Source organism: Streptococcus sp. C150, assembly GCF_000187445.1.
Lineage (GTDB): Bacteria > Bacillota > Bacilli > Lactobacillales > Streptococcaceae > Streptococcus > Streptococcus raffinosi.
Genome location: NZ_GL698453.1, coordinates 22,812 through 41,616 on the forward strand (window position 1 = coordinate 22,812; position 18,805 = coordinate 41,616).

15 protein-coding genes and 6 tRNA genes are annotated in these 18,805 nt (G+C 40.1%); all 21 read right to left on the minus strand.

The genetic code is table 11. From position 1 onward, the window contains the following. Positions 1–102 precede the first annotated feature (102 nt). Positions 103–1,650 (minus strand): bifunctional phosphoribosylaminoimidazolecarboxamide formyltransferase/IMP cyclohydrolase, encoded by a 1,548-nt coding sequence (gene purH, locus HMPREF0848_RS09900; RefSeq protein WP_008536316.1) that lies wholly within the window; start codon positions 1,648–1,650, stop codon positions 103–105. Continuing rightward, complete coding sequence (locus tag HMPREF0848_RS09905; RefSeq protein WP_008536317.1) at positions 1,647–2,315, minus strand: hypothetical protein; 669 nt, start codon at positions 2,313–2,315, stop codon at positions 1,647–1,649. Before HMPREF0848_RS09905 ends, purH begins: the two co-directional genes overlap by 4 nt. Continuing rightward, positions 2,305–2,865, minus strand: coding sequence for a phosphoribosylglycinamide formyltransferase (gene purN / locus HMPREF0848_RS09910; RefSeq protein WP_008536318.1), 561 nt, complete (start codon positions 2,863–2,865; stop codon positions 2,305–2,307). Before purN ends, HMPREF0848_RS09905 begins: the two co-directional genes overlap by 11 nt. A 184-nt stretch (positions 2,866–3,049) precedes the next feature. Next, positions 3,050–4,072 carry a phosphoribosylformylglycinamidine cyclo-ligase gene (gene purM, locus HMPREF0848_RS09915; protein ID WP_008536319.1) on the minus strand — a complete coding sequence of 341 codons (1,023 nt, stop codon included), beginning with the start codon at positions 4,070–4,072 and terminating at the stop codon, positions 3,050–3,052. A gap of 170 nt (positions 4,073–4,242) precedes the next feature. Next, positions 4,243–5,682, minus strand: a complete 1,440-nt coding sequence (gene purF / locus HMPREF0848_RS09920; RefSeq protein ID WP_002888606.1) for an amidophosphoribosyltransferase — start codon at positions 5,680–5,682, stop codon at positions 4,243–4,245. Between the two features lie 163 nt (positions 5,683–5,845). Beyond that, a complete protein-coding gene (locus HMPREF0848_RS09925; protein WP_008536320.1) occupies positions 5,846–9,571 on the minus strand; it encodes a phosphoribosylformylglycinamidine synthase in 3,726 nt (1,241 codons plus the stop codon). A 56-nt stretch (positions 9,572–9,627) separates the two neighbouring features. Continuing rightward, positions 9,628–10,335 (minus strand): phosphoribosylaminoimidazolesuccinocarboxamide synthase, encoded by a 708-nt coding sequence (purC, locus tag HMPREF0848_RS09930; protein WP_002888608.1) that lies wholly within the window; start codon positions 10,333–10,335, stop codon positions 9,628–9,630. A 284-nt stretch (positions 10,336–10,619) separates the two neighbouring features. After that, positions 10,620–10,865, minus strand: a complete 246-nt coding sequence (locus tag HMPREF0848_RS09935; protein ID WP_002888609.1) for a phosphopantetheine-binding protein — start codon at positions 10,863–10,865, stop codon at positions 10,620–10,622. Further along, positions 10,865–11,869, minus strand: a complete 1,005-nt coding sequence (plsX, locus tag HMPREF0848_RS09940) for a phosphate acyltransferase PlsX (RefSeq protein ID WP_008536322.1) — start codon at positions 11,867–11,869, stop codon at positions 10,865–10,867. The genes HMPREF0848_RS09935 and plsX overlap by 1 nt, the downstream gene beginning before the upstream one ends. A 215-nt stretch (positions 11,870–12,084) precedes the next feature. Beyond that, entirely contained in the window at positions 12,085–12,858 is a 774-nt protein-coding gene (recO, locus tag HMPREF0848_RS09945; protein WP_008536324.1) for a DNA repair protein RecO, read from the minus strand. Further along, entirely contained in the window at positions 12,845–14,020 is a 1,176-nt protein-coding gene (locus tag HMPREF0848_RS09950; RefSeq protein ID WP_037609600.1) for a pyridoxal phosphate-dependent aminotransferase, read from the minus strand. The genes recO and HMPREF0848_RS09950 overlap by 14 nt, the downstream gene beginning before the upstream one ends. Before the next feature lie 91 nt (positions 14,021–14,111). Then, positions 14,112–15,077, minus strand: a complete 966-nt coding sequence (locus HMPREF0848_RS09955) for a ribose-phosphate diphosphokinase (protein WP_008536329.1) — start codon at positions 15,075–15,077, stop codon at positions 14,112–14,114. Between the two features lie 207 nt (positions 15,078–15,284). After that, complete coding sequence (locus HMPREF0848_RS09960; protein ID WP_008536330.1) at positions 15,285–16,754, minus strand: PcsB-like coiled-coil domain-containing protein; 1,470 nt, start codon at positions 16,752–16,754, stop codon at positions 15,285–15,287. Between the two features lie 84 nt (positions 16,755–16,838). Beyond that, complete coding sequence (mreD, locus tag HMPREF0848_RS09965; RefSeq protein ID WP_008536332.1) at positions 16,839–17,366, minus strand: rod shape-determining protein MreD; 528 nt, start codon at positions 17,364–17,366, stop codon at positions 16,839–16,841. Between the two features lies 1 nt (position 17,367). Continuing rightward, complete coding sequence (gene mreC, locus HMPREF0848_RS09970) at positions 17,368–18,198, minus strand: rod shape-determining protein MreC (protein WP_008536334.1); 831 nt, start codon at positions 18,196–18,198, stop codon at positions 17,368–17,370. A 62-nt stretch (positions 18,199–18,260) separates the two neighbouring features. After that, positions 18,261–18,348: transfer RNA gene (locus HMPREF0848_RS09975), tRNA-Ser, on the minus strand. 4 nt (positions 18,349–18,352) lie between these two features. Continuing rightward, a tRNA-Ile gene (locus HMPREF0848_RS09980) sits at positions 18,353–18,426 on the minus strand. Between the two features lie 32 nt (positions 18,427–18,458). Next, positions 18,459–18,529 (minus strand) — tRNA-Gly (locus HMPREF0848_RS09985). 9 nt (positions 18,530–18,538) lie between these two features. Then, positions 18,539–18,611, minus strand: a tRNA-Phe gene (locus tag HMPREF0848_RS09990). A 3-nt stretch (positions 18,612–18,614) separates the two neighbouring features. After that, a tRNA-Met gene (locus HMPREF0848_RS09995) sits at positions 18,615–18,688 on the minus strand. A gap of 10 nt (positions 18,689–18,698) precedes the next feature. Continuing rightward, positions 18,699–18,788 (minus strand) — tRNA-Ser (locus tag HMPREF0848_RS10000). Between the last annotated feature and the right edge of the window lie 17 nt (positions 18,789–18,805).

An 18,805-nucleotide genomic window follows, 5' to 3' on the forward strand; every position in this document is an offset into this window, starting at 1 on the left:
TTATTTTAGACATACAAAAAGAGAAGACCACTTGTATCTTCTCTCATTGTTAGCGATAAATCATTCATAATAGTTGATAATGAGCTAATTTTTAAATACCCATTAATGTCTAAAATGTCTTACGCCTGTAAAGATCATTGTCAAACCATGTTTATCAGCTGCTTCGATTGACTCTTGGTCACGTACTGAACCACCTGGTTGGATGATAGCCTTGATACCTGCTTTAGCGATTTCTTCCACGTTATCTGCAAATGGGAAGAAGGCATCTGAAGCAAGAACAGCGCCGTCAAGACGGTCTTTAGCTTGATCAATGGCGATGCGGACAGATGCCACACGGTTAGTTTGACCAGGGCCAACACCAAGTGTCATGTGGTCGTTAGTCACGATGATACCGTTTGATTTAACGTACTTGATAGCCTTCCAAGCAAACTCCAGAGCTGTCGCTTCTGTTTCAGTTGGTTGGCGTTTGGTAACCACTTGCCAGTCAGCTGGGCTTTCTTTAACAACGTCTTGGTTTTGAACGAGAAGTCCACCCACAACACCAGTGTATTCTGCTTCTGCTTCGCTGGCATCTTGAGCATCGAATGGCAATTCAAGGATACGCAAGTTTTTCTTCTTAGTTGTCAAGATTTCAAGTGCTTCATCTGTATAGCTTGGTGCGATGATGATTTCAAGGAAGACACCGTGCATTTTCTTAGCCGTCGCAGCGTCAACTTCACGGTTGAGGACTACAATACCACCAAAGATTGACACTGGATCAGCTTCATAAGCGTAGTCCCAAGCTGTTTCAATGTCATCAGCTTGACCGATACCACATGGGTTCATATGTTTGAGAGCCACGACTGTTGGACGGTCTTTGAAATCACGGATGATACGGATAGCGGCATCAGCGTCACGGATATTGTTGAATGACAATTCTTTACCGTTAAGCTGTTTAGCTGAAGCAATTGAGTAAGCCGTTGGCAAACCTTTTTGGTAGAAGTCTGCGTCTTGTTGAGGGTTTTCACCGTAACGCATTGGTTGCTTGAGGTCATAAGTCAAAGTGAGTTTTTCAGGTTTTGTTTCACCCACTTGAGCTGTGAAGTATTCTGCAATCAAAGCGTCGTATGAAGCTGTGTGACGGTATACTTTTGCTGCCAAACGTTGGCGAGTTTCGTAACTTGTTTCGCCGTTTGCTGACAACTCGTCAAGTACAACAGCATAGTCAGCAGGGTCTACCACAACTGTTACGCTAGCGTGGTTTTTAGCTGCTGAACGAAGCATAGATGGCCCACCGATATCAATGTTTTCAACTGCGTCAGCGTAAGTCACGTCTGGTTTGAGAATGGTTTCCTTGAATGGGTAAAGGTTTACCACAACAAGGTCAATCAATTCGATATTATTGTCCTTAGCCGCTTGAAGGTGGCTATCGAGGTCACGACGAGCGAGGAGACCACCGTGGATATTTGGGTGGAGGGTCTTCACACGACCATCCATCATTTCTGGAAAACCAGTCACATCATCAATAGCGATAGTGTCTACCCCCGCATTGTCAAGGACAACTTTAGTACCACCTGTTGAGATGATGTCCCAACCGAGTTTTTTGAGTTCTTGGGCAAATTCAACAATGCCCGCTTTATCTGAAACACTAATTAGTGCACGTTTAGTCATTTTAGTTCCTTTCCTTGTGTCATTTTTACTTTATTTTTTTCAGTTCTATTTTTATCAAATATCGCATATTTAACTTGTTCAAACTTACCATTTTTGTTTTTGAATTTATTATAATAATAATTTTTTTCGAAAATGTCAGTATATATAATTATTATTTCTTTAATATTTGAAATTTCTATTCCTTCATCAAGAGGAATATCTTCAGAATATTCATTGTTTTTTTCAACAATTGGAAATTGATTAATGTCACCCTTTGTTCTATGTAATTGTTGAGTATTCTCACTCTGATCTTCAGACTCATTCAATTTCCAAGATTTTAGAATTGCATGATTTAATCCAATATTCTTTGCTGATAACCTAAGATTATTATCTGTTAAGTCTACTTCCATTATTAATTTTGGTAAGTTATTATAACGTTGTTCTACCTCTCTAACATCACTTTCCTTTTTGAGAGAAGCAGTATAAATATAAGAAGTCATCATCAATCCTGATATTGAACCTATATATGCTAACCAACTATTCATATGATTCGGTTTCATACCAAGTAATTCAAATAATTGTGTTACTAAGTCAAAAGAATCAATAATAAACAACAAAAATGAAAATACTGAAAAAAATATAATGGTTTTCCAAAAAGGGGATAGTCTGCCTAATTTATTTATCATTCCTACCTCTCGCTACGCCCAAACTATCCAACACTTCTGGATAGAGTTTGTACTCTGCTTCGTGGATGCGAGTTTCGAAAGTGTCAAGGGTATCATCTTCAAGGCGTGGCACACGGACTTGTTTGATGACCTTACCTGTATCAACGCCAGAATCCACCCAGTGAATAGTTACACCAGACTGGTCAACACCTGCATTCCAAGCATCCTCAATACCATGAGCCCCTGGAAATTCAGGGAGATAAGCCGGGTGAATATTGATAATACGGCCTTCGTAAGCTGCTAGCAAGGTTGGGCCGACGATTTTCATATAGCCGGCCAAACAAACCAAATCAATCTGGTGATCATCCAAGAGTTTGACGATAGCCTCTTCATAAGCCGCTTTATTGTCAAATTCCTTGAGTTCAAAGGCATGGCTAACCACATTAAGATTTTTGGCACGTTCTAAGACGTAGGCATCACGGTGATCTGAAAAAACAAACTCTACTGGAAATTGTTCCGCAATCACCTGAAAGTTTGAGCCGTTGCCAGAGGCAAAAACAGCAATCTTCATATTCGATACAAAGGGACGTTTCGGCTAGCCGAACATTTTCGTAGAAAAATAGGAAATCATTGCTGGGTGCTTGCACACAAAATGATTTCTCTTTTTTCCTAGAAAATGAGTCCCGTGTTCAGTTAGGCTTACTAACCAAACACTCCTTTCTACAATTTCTCTGTACAAAATGGTGATAGCACCATTATTTAATCACCACACTTGCGCCATCTTTCTTCACAATACGACCAATTTCATAAACAGGTTCGTCAAGAAGTTCTTTGACACGTTCAACATTTTCTGGTTTAACCGCAAGCATGAGACCAATACCCATGTTGAAGATTTCAAACATTTCTTCGTGTTTGATTTGGCCATACTTTTCAAGGGCTTTGAAAATTGGAAGGACTGGCACTTTGCTTTCGTCAATTTCAGCAGCCAAGTCATCTGAGAACATACGTGGTACATTTTCAATGAAACCACCACCTGTGATGTGGGCAATACCGTTAACCAATTCTTCTTTGATGAGTGGCAAAGCTGCTTTGACGTAGATACGAGTTGGTTCAAGAAGAACGTCTTTAAGTTTCTTGCCTTCAAGTTCTGGGAGAACTTCTTCACCTGTGTAATCAGCAAAGACACGACGCACGAGTGAGTAACCATTTGAGTGGATACCGCTTGAAGCAAGTCCAAGAAGCACATCACCCTCAGCCACTTTTGAACCGTCGATGATTTGTGATTTTTCAGCGATACCTACTGCGAAACCAGCCAAGTCATAGTCGTCTTCACCGTACATACCAGGCATTTCAGCAGTTTCACCACCGATGAGGGCTGCACCAGCTTGCACACAACCTTCAGCCACACCGGCAACAACTTGTTCTAATTTAGCTGGTTCATTTTTACCAGTCGCTACGTAGTCAAGGAAGTAAAGGGGCTCAGCACCTGCAGCGATGATATCGTTGACACACATAGCCACACAGTCTTGACCGATAGTATCGTGTTTGTCGTACTTGATAGCAAGCATGAGCTTAGTACCGACACCATCTGTACCTGAAATCAAAACGGGCTCTTTGACACCTGTTTTTGAAAGGTCAAACATACCACCGAAGCCACCGAGAGCTCCCATGACACCTGCACGCTCTGTACGGGCAACATGTTTTTTGATACGTTCAACAACTTCATAACCTGCTTCAACGTCCACACCCGATTGGGCATACGCATTTTTATTTGTCATTTGTTTATTCCTTTTCTTTTTTCGAGAAAAATACTAGTCAGGTCTCCAGCCTTGGCTCCATAAGGCAAAGCGTCTACTGACAAATGCTTTAGCTTTTAGTCAGTAGTGAGACGTGGAGCGTAAGCATTTTTAGACATAATTTTTTACTCTTTTTTCCTTCTAGACTGCTCTTAATAGAAAGAAGTGTGTTCTTTCAAACTTTCCAAATAGCGTTCTTCGTAGTCATACAATGGTGTTGGATATTTACCATCGAAGTAAGCCACACAAAGGCCACCGTTTGGTGCATCTGTGTCAATTCCAATAGAATCAATCAAGCCATCAATTGACAAGTAAGTCAAACTATCCGCACCGATGATTTCTCGTGTTTCCTCAACTGTATGATTGGCCGCAATCAATTCCTTACGTGTTTGAATATCAATACCGTAGAAACATGGGTAGGCAAGGGCTGGACTACCGATTGCCACGTGAACCTCTGTTGCTCCTGCTTCTTTTAGCAAATTAACGATACGACGTGAGGTTGTCCCACGTACAATAGAGTCGTCAATCATAACCACACGTTTGCCTTTAACAACACCTGATACGGCAGAGAGCTTCATACGAACCCCTTGCTCACGCAATTCTTGTGTTGGTTGGATGAAGGTACGTTGGGTGTATTGGTTTTTAATCAAGCCCATTTCATTTGGTAAGCCTGATTCTTCTGCAAATCCCATAGCTGCGCTAAGTGATGAATTAGGCACACCAACGACAATATCTGCTTCATGTTTGAATTCACGTGCCAATTGAGCACCCATACGTTTACGAGCCGTATGAACATTGACCCCTTGGATATTTGAATCAGGACGGGCAAAGTAAATATACTCCATTGAACAAACAGCTAATTGTGTGTCCGTTGTATAGTTATCGTAAGTGATGCCATTATCATCGATGATAACAACTTCACCTGGATTTACATCGCGAATCCACTCTGCTCCAACCACTTCAAAAGCGCAAGTTTCAGATGAAACCACGATAGCACCGTTGGCCATCTTACCAATAGAAAGTGGACGGAACCCATTTGGATCCAAGGCTGCAATGAGCTTATCCTCAACCATAAGTAGATAAGCAAATCCACCTTTAACAGTATTCAAAGCTTCTTTAACTTTGCCCATAAATGATGGGTTGTGGCTACGACGAATCAAGTGAGCTAAGATTTCTGAATCAGAAGTTGAGCTAAAAATAGCCCCATTCTTTTCCAACTCTCGTCTAAGTGACTCTGCATTAGTCAAGTTTCCATTATGAGCAAGACCTAATTGTCCATCGTGAAACTTAAACATGAAAGGTTGAATATTATCTACAGAAGCCTCACCGGCAGTCGCATAGCGGACATGACCGATAGCAGCTGTTCCAGTCAACTTGTCCAAATTGGCTGGATTACGAAAAACTTCTGAGAGAAGCCCCATATCACGATGACGCTTCAATTGGCCCGCATCATTAGAGAGAATTCCTGCTCCCTCTTGACCACGGTGTTGGAGACTGTGAAGTCCGAAATAAGTTAATTTGGCAGCATCTGGGTGACCCCAGATACCAAAAACACCACATTCTTCATTAAGAGATTTAACTTCGTATGTCATTTTTTATACCTTTTATTTTTGATATTTTCCTTAGCTAGCCTAAACAAAAGCAGACATTTCTAACATCTTTTTCTAAGTGTTGAACTCAAAAATGCATCATTTTCAAGCTCTCTAAGACTACTGCTGTAGTGAAAAATATCCCTAATGAGCTCACCACGCTCGATTATTTTCCAGTAAAATATTTCACAGCTGAGGCAAAGAGGTGTTGGTCTTTGCTTCCTGGAATATTTTGGAAGAGTCCGTCTTCAAAACGCTCTGAGTGACCCATCTTACCAATAATTTGACCATTCTTGCTTGTGATACCTTCGATAGCATTCACAGAACCATTTGGATTGTATTTTGAATCCATGCTTGGCTTCCCTTCGAAGTCAACATACTGTGTAAAGATTTGACCATTATCACGAAGCTCAGCAAACTCTTCAGCTGTTACGACAAATTTACCTTCACCGTGTGATACTGGGATGGCATGGATGTCACCAACTTCCACTCCGGCAAGCCATGGTGAATTCGTGTTGGCAATACGTGTTTCAACCATCTTAGCCACGTGTTGGTTGGCATCATTGTAGAAGAGGGTTGGACTCGTACTGCTTGCATCTTCAAAATTACCGTATGGAAGGAGACCTGATTTGACAAGCGCCTGGAATCCGTTACAGATACCGATGATCAAACCACCACGTTCGATGAAACTATCGATAGCTGCACGTACTTTTTCATTGAGCAAGATGTTTACGATGAATTTAGCTGATCCATCTGGTTCATCCGCTGCTGAGAAGCCACCTGCAAAGAAGATAATGTTAGCTTTTTCGATATTGTCAACCATGGTGTCAACAGACTTGACAATTGCTTCTTCGTTAAGTGTGACAAATGGCACTAAGTTGACTTTTGCACCTTCTTTTTCAAAGGCCTTAGCTGAATCGTACTCAGAGTTGGTACCTGGGAATACTGGGATGTAAACCACTGGTGTCTCGACTGTTTCTTTAGCTTTGATAACAGCATCTGACGCCACCGCAGGTACTTCTTCCAACTCAGTTGCTTGTGCAAATTCCGTTGGGTAAACTTCTTCCAATTTACCTTGGAAAGCACTGTCAAGTTTACATCCATCAAGCGTTACATCGTTGACAACCAGTGTAAAGTTGGCCGCTGTTTGTCCAATCTTGGCAACACCTGCAATGTCTTCAGGAGATGTGAAGACAAATCCACCCAATTGAGCTGTCAAGCTGGTGTCAAGGCCAGCTAATTCAACAGTAGCTCCAATATGGTTACCGAATGTTGCAAGCGCAAGAGCTTCAAGAACACCTCCATATTTGACAGCTGATGCAGATGTGACTTTATGATCAGCTTGGATAGCTTCAAACTTAGCAAAGTTAGACTTGATAAGATCAAAGTCAATTTCTTGTGCCAAAGCTTGACCTGGAATGTAATAGATGTTTTCACCAGCAGCTTTAAACTCCGGAGAAAGAACCTTACGGCTATCTGCTGTTGTCACTCCAAAGGCAACCAAGGTTGGTGGTACTGTCAATTCTTCAAAAGTACCAGACATAGAGTCTTTACCACCGATAGATGGCAAACCAAGTTGAATCTGAGCTTCGATTGATCCAAGAAGAGCTGATACTGGTTGACCAAAACGGTCTGCTTGTTTATCCATACGCTCGAAGTATTCTTGATAAGAGAAACGAGCCTTAGACCAGTTTGCACCAGCAGCAACCAAGCGAGCGGTTGCTTCGATGACCGCATAAGCCGCACCATGATATGGAGACCATTCTGCTACATAAGGGTTGAACCCTTGCGCCATAACAGAAGCAGTTGTTGTCACACCATGTTGGACTGGCAATTTCTGTACAGAAGCTTCCGTTGGTGTGATTTGGTAGCGACCACCAAGTGGGTGATTGACTGTTGAACGACCAACTGAGCTATCAAAGATAGTTTGTAACCCTTTTTGACTGGCATGGTTAAGGTCAGCCAAGACTTCAAGAGTATCCACTTCAAGTGTTTCAGCAGATGTTTGACGTTCTTCTGGAAGTTTGACATCCTTGTCAACTACCTTAGCATCTACAACCACACGCACACCATTTGTGTCAAGGAAACGACGTTCCAAATCGACGATTGTTTCGCCATTCCAGTGCATGACAAGATTTGGTTTTTCAGTTACTGTTGCAACAACAACAGCATCAATATTTTCTTTGTTACATTCAGCAACGAAGGCATCTACATCTTCCGGACGAACCACCACGGCCATACGTTCTTGAGATTCAGAGATGGCAATTTCTGTACCGTTCAAACCTTGGTATTTCAATGGCACTTTGTCTAGATCAATTTCAAGACCATCTGCCAATTCACCGATAGCCACACAGACACCACCAGCACCAAAGTCATTTGATTTCTTGATCAGACGTGTCACTTCACCATTACGGAAAAGACGTTGAATCTTACGTTCTTCGATGGCATTCCCTTTTTGAACCTCGGCACCAGCTGTTTCAACAGATTCAACCGTTTGAACTTTAGAAGAACCCGTCGCTCCACCGACACCGTCACGTCCAGTCTTACCACCGAGCAAGATAATCACATCACCTGCTTCAGGTTTTTCACGGACAACATTTTCCTTAGGAGCCGCACCAACAACGGCACCTAGCTCCATACGCTTAGCAACGAAACCTGGGTGGAAGTATTCACGAACATAAGTTGTTGCAAGACCAATTTGGTTACCGTATGAAGAATAACCGTGAGCCGCCGTTTTAGAAATCACTTGTTGTGGCAATTTACCAGCACGAGTTTCTGAAATTGGAGCTGTAATATCGCCAGCACCTGAAATACGCATGGCTTGGTAAACATATGAACGACCTGACAATGGGTCACGAATGGCACCACCGATACAAGTAGCCGCACCACCAAATGGTTCAATTTCAGTTGGGTGGTTGTGAGTTTCGTTCTTGAACATAAGAAGCCATGGTTCTTTCACACCATTGACATCCACTTCAATTTCAACTGAGCAGGCATTGATTTCATCAGACACTTCCATGTCATCCAAACGGCCATTGGCACGCTCATAACGACCAAAAATAGTCGCCATATCCATCAAAGTTTGAGGTTTTTCTGTACGTCCCAACTCATCACGCATGGCGATATATTTATCATAAGTCGCTTGCAATTGTTTTTGGAATTTAGAAGCTGAGAAGTCGATATTCTTCAACTCCGTCTCAAAAGTTGTGTGACGGCAGTGGTCAGACCAATAAGTATCCAAAACCTTCAACTCAGTCTCAGTTGGCACACGTCCAATTGACTTGAAATAGTCTTGAATGAAGAGAAGGTCGTCCACTTCCATGGCCAATCCTTGCTCTGCCTTATACTTAGCAAAATCTTCAGCCGTATAAGTTTCAAAGAAATCCAAGTTTGGAATAGTCTTGTCGGACTCAGAGAAATCCTGTTTCGCAATGCCAACAGTGATATCTTTGAAACGAGAGTCCACTGGGTTCAAGAGGTAGTTTTTGACAGCTTCCAATTCATTCGCAGCAATATCCTTGTTAACCAAGTACAATTGAGCAGTATTCACCGTTACATCATTTGAGCTACCCAGCAAAAGCAAGGCTTCTTGTGAAGAGGCCGCACGTTGGTCAAATTGACCAGGCAAACTTTCAATGGCAAAGAAAGCATACTTCTCAAGATCAGCCTTCACTGCAGCTTCATCCAAAACAGTATCCGTCACCTGTTCAGAGAAGATATGTTTTTCTGCACGCGCAAACAAATCCTCTGCCAAATTAAAGACATCGTAAACTTGTACAATACGAAGATCCTTCAAGGTTTTCAACTGAAGATTATGCTGTAATTCCTTTACTAAAGAGTGAGATTTCACACGAAAATCAGCTTTTTTCTCAACGAAAATACGTTTATCCATTTTATTTCCTTTATTTATTTCTACTTAAAAACTGCATTGGAGAGGAATTCAAAAAATTACTTCAAGCCTTGTAATTTTTCCAATACAACTTCATAAACATCTGTCAAGCTACCGAGATCACGACGGAAAACATCCTTATCCATGTGGTGACCTTTAGCATCCCAAAGACGGCAGTTATCTGGTGAAAATTCATCTGCCAAGATAATCTTGCCGTCCTTATCAAAGCCAAACTCCAATTTGAAGTCGATCAAACGAAGACCAATTTGTGCAAACCAATCTTTCAACAATTCATTGATACGACGTGTTTCTTCCTTGATATAAGCAATTTGTTCATCATTTGCAACACCCAAGAATTTCACGTGTTCGTCGTTGATAAACGGATCATCCAAATCATCGTTTTTATAATAAAACTCAACAATAGGTGTATCCAAGTTTATTCCTTCTTCAACACCAAAACGCTTTGAAAATGAACCTGCAGTCACGTTACGAAGAACAACCTCCAAAGGAATGATTTTCACCTTTTTATTGAGTTGTTCTGTGTCAGAAATACGTTCGATAAAGTGTGTTGCCACACCGGCAGCGTTTAATTTTTCAAAAATAAGAGACGAAATCTGATTATTCAGCACACCTTTACCCTTAATAGTCTCCTTACGAGCACCATTAAGCATGGTTGCTTGGTCCTTATAGACCGACTTAATCACATTTTCGTCTTCTGTACTATAAATATCTTTAGCTTTCCCAGTATAAATCAGTTGGTTTGACATGGAATTGTTCGCCTTTCAAGTTTTTTCTTCTTCATTATACCATACAAAAAACCAAAAACCAACATATAACAAACTTTGTTACTTGGATAAAATTAAATCGTTCGTGTTTAGTGGCTTATTTAGATTTTTTTAATAAATAATGTATAGAAAAAAAGGAGCCTGACAGAACTAAATCAAGGTAACATTTAGTTTCTTGTCCCACTCCTATAAGATATGAACTATAAATGCTGGCATAACTGCAGTACTAGATTCACTTGAAATCTAGAAACTAAAGTTTAACTAGCTTATCTGTTATTCAATTGCTCAGACAAATAGTCCAACAAATCGGCTACCTTATCCATATGATCAATAGTATCATCAGAAATTTCAAGAGCAAACTCATCTTCCAAATTAATAATGAATTCCATAAGTTCTATTGAATCCACACCCAAGTCATCTAATTTAGTGTCTTCGGTTAAAACAATGTCTTTATTCCCCATCTGATCCTGAATAACAAGTTGCATTTTATGAAGAATTTCTACTCTACTCATCATTCAGCCTCCTCTTTCGGACTAAAGGCTTCAACTAGTTGGTCAACTACCTTAGTATCAAGCATCGTACGAACCTGCTTAATGGTGTAATAAACTGCCTTAGCATCACTAGATCCATGACATTTTACTACGGGAGCTTTAAGACCAAAGAGAACCGCACCTCCGGCACTTGAGTAATCCATAGTCTTTTTCATACCTTGTAGACTATCCTTCAAGAGAAGAGCACCTAACTTAGCTTTAAGCCCACCATTCACGATGGCCGACTTAAGAGTCTTCATGGCACCAAGTCCCGTTCCTTCGATTGCTTTAAGAACCGCATTTCCTGTGAAGCCATCAGACACAACAACGTCAGCAGCACCAGACATGATTTCACGCGCCTCAACATTTCCGACGAAGTTAATACTGGGCTCCTGAGACAAGAGTTCGAAAGCTTCCTTACGAAGACTATCACCCTTGGTTTCCTCAGTCCCATTATTAAGTAGACCTACACGAGGGTTGGCAATTCCACGAACATTTTTTGCATAGAAGGATCCTAAAATCGCATATTGATGCAAGTGACTAGCTGTATTTTCTGCATTAGCACCTAAATCAAGCATATCAAAGGGTTGACCTGTAAAACTTGGCATTGTTGACATCAGACCTGGACGCTCAACTCCCTTAATACGTCCAACCACGAAGAGACCTGCTGCCAGGAGAGCACCTGTATTCCCTGCAGAAATCACTGCATCTGCCGTTTTCTCCTTAACAGCTTGTGCACCCAAAACCATAGATGCTTTCTTTTTCTTGCGAATGGCTTTAGCTGGCTCGTCATCTGAATTTATCTTTTCATCGGTATGTACAATGCTCACACGTTCAGACGCTGTCAAATAGGTCTTAATTTTAGTTTCATCACCATAAAGCTGGATTTCAATATCTTTGAAATCTGACAAAGCCTGATTGACTCCTTCTACAATTGCTTGTGGCGCATTATCGCCACCCATAGCATCAACTGCAATTACATGCATAGCATTCTCCCTCTCATCCTCTGCTCTAAAAAATAGACTCGAATTTTCATCAATCAAACAATCTATAATTAAAATAGACATATCCAATTTTCTATTTCCAGCAGAGTCTTTCAGCTTATTATCTTCTTATTATAGCACGAACTGACCTGCATTTTAACCCCTGAGCCTGAAAACCTTTGATTCACTGTTTCACGTGAAACAAAAAAAGACAATGCCTAATCAGCACTATCTTCCTTATCCATGATATGAGCCCATGAATTTAGATTATCAATAAACTTCTTACTTTTAAGATGTATCCCAACATAATTATCATAGAGCTCATCAATAAATTGTCGCAACTTTCGTTTCATGTCATCCTTCACAGATATGCTTCTCAATTCTTTAAACGAAAGTCCCTGAAAGCGATCTAAAAGATAAGGCACATTAGGGTCTAAGTGACTACGCCTTTCATCCTCTGCGTAATGATTTGGACAAAGCAAACCTGAGTACTTATATGAAAAATCAAAAGGAAGCCCTACACGATGACAAAAGACACACTCGTGAAAATTCAATTTTACACCAAAACGGTCCAAAACCTGAACCTCAAAAATATTAGTCAGAATTTCGTAATCTAGACCTTCTTCCATTAATTCAAGCGTCTTCTCCAAAAATGCAAATAATTGCTCATCCACCATACCATCAGCAATAGCGGCATCCGTCAATGCAGCCAAATAAGTCGCATAAGACAACTTGAAAATATCGCTTGTAATTTCCTTGAAGGACTCTGCCTGGCTATAATCTTCTATGAAAGATAGACCTTCATCATTTACAGTCATCATGAATTCAGCGATGGTCAAAGGTTGAATGACAGCACTTAATTTACCTGCCCCACCACCTCTAACAAAAAACATCCGTTTACCAGCTTGTTCAGTAAAAATCTTAACCAGCTTATCATTCTCACGATAATTACGATTGAAGAGGACAAGCCCTCTACTCTCAAGCTTCTGCATGTTCTTCCATAAACTCTTTCAAACGAGTCATAGCTGTTTCAATAGTATCCATGCTAGCTGCATATGACAAGCGAACATAGCCTTCACCATACTTCCCAAAGGCAACACCAGGGATAATCGCAATAGCCTTTTCACGTGCAAAGTCTTGGCAGAACTTAAAGGAATCTTGAGTATAGCCTTCTGGAATCTTAGCAAAGATGTAGAAAGCACCATCAGGTTTAATAATCTTGAAACCAAGTTCAGACATTTTTTCAAGAATATAATCACGACGTTTCAAATACTCAACTTTCATTGGTTGTGCATCATCCTTACCAGCAGATAAGGCTTCAATAGCTGCAAATTGTGCCATAGTAGCTGCAGCCGTCACCAAATACTGGTGACTCTTAATCAACTGAGCCGTCAAAATTGCTGGTGCAAAAATCAAACCAATACGCCACCCTGTCATCGCATGAGATTTAGACAAACCATTAATCAAAATCGTTTGTTCTGGCAAATATTCCGCAATAGAGACATGATTATCCACATAAGTTAGCTCAGAGTAGACTTCATCACTAACAACAAAAATATCGTATTTTTTCAGAACTTCAGCCAAATCTGCAATCTGTTGACGCGAATAGGTCACACCAGTTGGGTTGGTTGGATAGTTAAGCAAAACTGCTTTAAGATTATCTCCCTGCTCCAAAATTGCCTTTTCTAACATCTCTGGAGTCAAAATAAAATCATTAGCAGTTGTATCAATTTCAACAATTTCAGCACCAACTAGATTAGCAATAGGTTCGTATCCAGGATATGCTGGTGCAGGAAGAAGAACTGTATCACCAGGTTCTAAGATAGCTGTCAAAGTCGCAGAAAGGGCTTCTGTTGCCCCAATAGTCACCAAAATCTCATTATCTGGGTTATAAGTAAGATTATACTTTTCCTTAACAAAATCCGCAGCTGCTTGACGTAAGACAGGAAGACCTGCCATACCTGTATAGTGCGACTGGTTAGCATCGATAGCAGCTTTAGCAGCTTCTTTTACATGATCTGGAGTTGTAAAATCAGGTTCACCAAGTGTCAACTTTTTGATCCCTGGTACATCTGAAATTGATTGGTCAAACTGACGAATCATTGAAACTTCAATCTTATCTAAATTTTTATTAAAACGTTGTGTTAAATCCATCACGGTCACCTCTTTGCAATTATGCCTTACATTATATCAAAAACTCAAACGCATTTAAACACCAAAAAAGCTAGCCTAGGCTAGCTTTAGTCTATTTATGGCCCATTTCAAACAATGGTGACAACGGACGTTTTTCATGAATACGAATGATTGCCTCAGAAATTAAATCAGCAATAGAAATTTGCTCAATCTTATCAATCAATCGTTCTTCTGGAAGATAAATCGTGTCAAGCACGACAAGTTTTTCAATAGCAGATTTTTGAATATTATCAAGTGCTGGACCTGACAATACAGGGTGTGTACATGATGCAAAGACATGAGTTGCACCAGCCTCAGCAAGCGCATCTGCCGCATGACAGATAGTACCTGCAGTATCAATCATATCATCAATCAAGATACATGTTTTACCTTCAACATTACCAATGATATTCATAACTTCAGAAGTGTTCATTTTATCAACACTACGACGTTTGTCAATGATAGCGATTGGCGTTTTCAAACATTGTGCCAATTTACGCGCACGAGTCACACCACCATGGTCCGGAGAAACAACAACTACATCATCTCCAGTAAGACCAGCACGATCAAAGTAATCAGCAATAAGAGGAGCACCCATCAAATGGTCTACAGGAATATCAAAGAATCCTTGAATTTGGGCAGCATGAAGGTCCACAGTCAAAAGACGATCAACACCAGCCACCTCGAGCATATTAGCAACCAATTTAGATGTGATTGGTTCACGTGAACGAGCCTTACGGTCTTGACGTGCATAACCATAGTAAGGCATGACAACACTAACTGTCTCAGCACTCGCACGTTTTAGCGCATCAACCATGATCAAGATTTCCATCAAATTATCATTTACAGGAGAGCTTGTAGATTGAAGAATAAAGACGTGATGACCACGGATAGACTCTTCAATATTAACTTGAATCTCGCCATCTGAAAACTCACGAACACTTGATTTTCCAAGTTCAATACCCATTTTATCAGCAACTTTTGCTGCCAATTCCTGGTTAGACGACAAAGCGAACAACTTTAAATTCGTATAAGACATGATTTCCTCCAAAATATTTACTACTCCATTCTACCTTTTTTTAAACTGATTTTCAACGTCAAATAAATGGTGTCATAGGAACTTAACAAGTATCATAAGATACAATTATTAATAACAGTAATTTGCTATCTAAATGTCTATATCATAACACCCATTTTGAAAAACAAAAAACGATTCGAAAACATTCGAATCGCATCTTTAATATCATTATGGATAAATATAGTATACAGAACCACCGTGAGCTGATGATGTAGGATCAAATGTACCACGGTAATTACCAATTGACATGTTACCAGCGTAGTTTGATTCCATAACTTGAATTGAGTTTGCACCTGATGCTGATGTAACGTAAGCTACGTGACCGTAACCACCACCATCATTTGGCCAAACTGCAATTGCACCGGCTACAGGAGTTGTACCTACTGAGTGACCAGCTGCTTGCGCACTAGCAATCCAGTTTTTAGCATTACCCCAGTTATTACCAGCCCATGAAGCCAATGATTTTGCACCCCAAGTACATTGTCCAACTGGATATGTATTAGGTGTCGCAGCGGCTTCAACTTTAGCTGTTTCAGCTGGTGCTGCAGGAGCCGGAGCTTCTGATGCAGCTGGTGCTTCACTAGCTGGTGCCTCTGAAGTAGAGGCAGGAGCAGCTTCTGAAGTTGCAGGAGCAGCCGACTCTGGTTGTTCTTGACTAGCTGGCGCTGCAGGTGCTTGTGCTGCTTCTGATGTTTCTGTCGCTTGACTTGCTGGTGCTTCTGAAGTAGAAGCTGCAGGTGCTTGTGCTTCTGATGTTTCTGATGAAGCTGGTGCTTGTGCAGCCTCTGAAGCTGTCGATGTTTCAGAAGCTGGTGCCTCTGAAGGCTGAGCTACAGCTTGTGAAGTTGCTGCCGCTTCTGATTGTGCTACTGATGCTGCCGCTTCTGAAGAAGCCACAGCTTGTGCAGCTGCCTCTGATTCAGCAACTGCTTGAGATTGTGCTACTGATGCGGCAGTTGAAGCTGCTGCAGATTCAGCAGTTGATTTAGCAGAAACAAGTGATGTTTTCTCATTTTGAGCTGTTGTCAATTCAGCAGCCAAAGCAACTTGTGCTGCTTCAAGTTCTGCTTGTTGAGTTGTCAAACCAGCTTCTGTTGTTTCAAGTTCTGACTTATTAGCTGCGATAGTATTAATTGCAGCTTGATTTTCTTCTTGCTTAGCAGCAAGCTCTTTTTGATCAGACTCTTGTTTTGTCAACATATCATTATTCGCTGTTACCACTTTTGAAATAGCTGTAATGCGAGTAATCGCTTCAGAGATTGACTTAGAATTCAAAATAGAGTTAATGTAGCTAGTCGCAGTATTATTTTGTTGAGCACTACGAGCTTGTTTAGCCAAAGAATCTTGGCGAGCCACAATTTTACTTGATAATTCTTGAATCTCAGATTCTAATCCTGCTGATACTTTTTCAAGTTCCGCATTTTTAGCTTCTAATTCTGATTTCTGAGTTCTAAGAGTTGATACTTGTGATTGAATTGTAGTAACTTGAGCCTGTGCAGTCTCTTGTTGAGAAGCAAGGTTACTAATTGTGTTATCTGCAGCAGCGATTTGCGAATCATAATCCTCTGCATGTACAGTTGCAGCTGCTGAAAGGGTTACACCACTTACCAGCACTGCTGAAAGAATACGTTTTTTCATAATATAAAATACTACTCCTTTTCGATAAGACCTTATAATTGTATCAAAAAATGACGCAAACTTTGTTACGTCAATATTACAGTTCTATTTAAATCTATCAACTGACAGATACAAAAATAATTTTTCAATAATAGGTTTAGTTAAAATAAACATTAAAAGATTAAAAAACAAACTAGGGCTTAATTGATAAATAATAAAATCAGTTATGGACTCGTTTGAGTAACCATATAATAATACAAACCCAAAATTGATAATGTCAAAAATAAATAAGGATAAGAAGACTAATAGTAAATCAACGTAAGCGTTTCGTTTAACAAATCGAGATAACTGGGTCAATAGAAAACATAAAATGGGAAGAGTAAGGATGACTATACCAATTGTTTTAAAATAGTAAGTGTCATAAATAAAGCCAAGAAAAATGAGATAAAGGTATGACAATCTACTAGTAGATAAGTTTAAAGTCATTAAAAAGACATATATAATAAAAAGGTGAGATGATAGAAAAAATTCTGGAGACAAATAATGATTAAGTATCATCGAAATATGACCATCCCATAGAAAAGGAATGAAACTAAGTAAAAAAGGAACAAAAGAATACTTAGAGAAATTCATATTATTTACCATCTCCAACTAAAGTAACATAAGAAATTTTATCAAAATCTGCATAAGGTTTTATAAAAATAGTTCGATTTCCTTCATAATCACTCACAGATTCAACAGTTCCAATTGGAACACCCTTTACAGAGACATCATCGAGACCGCTAGTAACCACTTCTGTACCCTTCTTAATACTTTCTGAAGAGTTAAGTTGTGTCATTTTTAAAAGCTTCTTTTTATTATCATAATTTGAAATGATGCCAAAAACCTGATTTCCATCCTCAGAAATAACACTAGAAGCTAAATAAGTATCACTAAGACTACCTGAGAGTAAAGAAATGGTAGTACTATCATCATAAACTTTTGTCACAAAACCAATGACACCACCATTAGATGTTGCTAACATAGACTTGCTAACATTCTTAGATTTACCAACATTAATCGTTAACTCTTTTAACCAATTAACTGAAGGTCGCATAGAAACTTCGGCTGTTATAACATTATCTCGACTAAGCTTATCTGAAAGATTCAAAGAAGCCCTTAGAGAATCATTTTCTTCTTGTAAATTGGAAATGATTGCAGATTGATTCTGAAGTGAGGATAAGGACTTTTTTAAATCCCTGTTCTCAGAATAAGTTGATAACAAATCAGAGATGACATTATGCGATTTAGTTAAAGCGACAAAAGGAATTGAGACCACAGAATCCACCTTAGAAATAACTCCCGAAACATTAGAAGATAAATCCTTCGTCAACTTTTTATTTGTAAAAAGAAAAGAAAAAAACATAACAAAAAATAGAAAAATAATAAATCCATAGAGAAGAAATTTGTAAAAACTATTTTTCATTTTGTCACCTCTGTAAACAGTAAAAGAAAACGAATTATCTTACTAGATAATTCGTCATAATACGGAGAATGGGGGATTCGAACCCCCGCGCCAGTTACCCGACCTAACGATTTAGCAAACCGTCCTCTTCAGCCTCTTGAGTAATTCTCCAATATGGGCACGAGTGGAATCGAACCACCGACCTCACGCTTATCAGGCGTGCGCTCTAACCATCTGAGCTACGCGCCCAAGCTAAATGCTTGGCTATTTATTCCAAATAAAGCGGGTGACGAGAATCGAACTCGCGACAACAGCTTGGAAGGCTGTAGTTTTACCACTAAACTACACCCGCTAAACAAAATGGCGCGAGACGGAATCGAACCGCCGACACATGGAGCTTCAATCCATTGCTCTACCAACTGAGCTACCGAGCCAAATTGCGGGAGCAGGATTTGAACCTACGACCTTCGGGTTATGAGCCCGACGAGCTACCTAGCTGCTCCATCCCGCGATAAAAATTAAGGAGGATGTGGGATTCGAACCCACGCACGCTTTTACACGCCTGACGGTTTTCAAGACCGTTCCCTTCAGCCGGACTTGGGTAATCCTCCAAATAATATAAACAATA

Bases quoted from the DNA above. Each gene is read 5' to 3' on its own strand.
- purH (WP_008536316.1), bottom strand. From the start codon at position 1,650: ATGACTAAACGTGCACTAATTAGTGTTTCAGATAAAGCGGGCATTGTT.
- HMPREF0848_RS09905 (WP_008536317.1), bottom strand. From the start codon at position 2,315: ATGATAAATAAATTAGGCAGACTATCCCCTTTTTGGAAAACCATTATA.
- purN (WP_008536318.1), bottom strand. From the start codon at position 2,865: ATGAAGATTGCTGTTTTTGCCTCTGGCAACGGCTCAAACTTTCAGGTG.
- purM (WP_008536319.1), bottom strand. From the start codon at position 4,072: ATGACAAATAAAAATGCGTATGCCCAATCGGGTGTGGACGTTGAAGCA.
- purF (WP_002888606.1), bottom strand. From the start codon at position 5,682: ATGACATACGAAGTTAAATCTCTTAATGAAGAATGTGGTGTTTTTGGT.
- HMPREF0848_RS09925 (WP_008536320.1), bottom strand. From the start codon at position 9,571: ATGGATAAACGTATTTTCGTTGAGAAAAAAGCTGATTTTCGTGTGAAA.
- purC (WP_002888608.1), bottom strand. From the start codon at position 10,335: ATGTCAAACCAACTGATTTATACTGGGAAAGCTAAAGATATTTATAGT.
- HMPREF0848_RS09935 (WP_002888609.1), bottom strand. From the start codon at position 10,865: ATGAGTAGAGTAGAAATTCTTCATAAAATGCAACTTGTTATTCAGGAT.
- plsX (WP_008536322.1), bottom strand. From the start codon at position 11,869: ATGCATGTAATTGCAGTTGATGCTATGGGTGGCGATAATGCGCCACAA.
- recO (WP_008536324.1), bottom strand. From the start codon at position 12,858: ATGCAGAAGCTTGAGAGTAGAGGGCTTGTCCTCTTCAATCGTAATTAT.
- HMPREF0848_RS09950 (WP_037609600.1), bottom strand. From the start codon at position 14,020: ATGGATTTAACACAACGTTTTAATAAAAATTTAGATAAGATTGAAGTT.
- HMPREF0848_RS09955 (WP_008536329.1), bottom strand. From the start codon at position 15,077: ATGTCTTATACGAATTTAAAGTTGTTCGCTTTGTCGTCTAACCAGGAA.
- HMPREF0848_RS09960 (WP_008536330.1), bottom strand. From the start codon at position 16,754: ATGAAAAAACGTATTCTTTCAGCAGTGCTGGTAAGTGGTGTAACCCTT.
- mreD (WP_008536332.1), bottom strand. From the start codon at position 17,366: ATGAATTTCTCTAAGTATTCTTTTGTTCCTTTTTTACTTAGTTTCATT.
- mreC (WP_008536334.1), bottom strand. From the start codon at position 18,198: ATGAAAAATAGTTTTTACAAATTTCTTCTCTATGGATTTATTATTTTT.